The sequence below is a fragment of the Neisseria sp. P0022.S010 genome (assembly GCF_051956635.1).
In genome coordinates this window covers 1-367 of the sequence record NZ_JBQCXF010000961.1, presented here as the reverse complement: position 1 = coordinate 367, position 367 = coordinate 1, and the positions used below count along the sequence as shown (strand labels likewise).

Below are 367 nucleotides of genomic sequence, written 5' to 3'. Positions count from 1 at the left end.
CGGTTGAACAAGTCCAAGATTGGCGAGAGGTACAGTTTGCCGTCGCTCCCTTTGAGTTCGGTCACGTCGGTCAGCCATTTTTCGTTGGGCTTTTCGGCTGTGAATAGGCGTTTGAGGAGGTGTTCCGATATTTCGCCCATGGCGGGATGGCGGTAGGCTTTTTTTGCCCGTATAAGAGCTTTCAGTCCTAGCTGCTTCATCAACCGCGCCACTTTTTTGCGGTTCCAATCCAATGCTGCGGCAATGCGCCTTTGCCCGTAGCGTCCTTTATGCCGTTCGTAGATTTCGGCGATAAGGGCTTTGTCGGCTGCATCGGGGTCGGGCCGGTCTTGATGGTGGTAGTAAAAGCTGCTTTTGGGCAGGTTTG

1 protein-coding gene is annotated in these 367 nt (G+C 53.7%); it reads right to left on the bottom strand.

What is annotated here, in order from left to right; all coding sequences use genetic code 11:
- A partial coding sequence (locus ACTHUT_RS22335; protein ID WP_440420000.1) for an IS3 family transposase occupies positions 1-367 on the bottom strand: 367 nt, incomplete at both ends.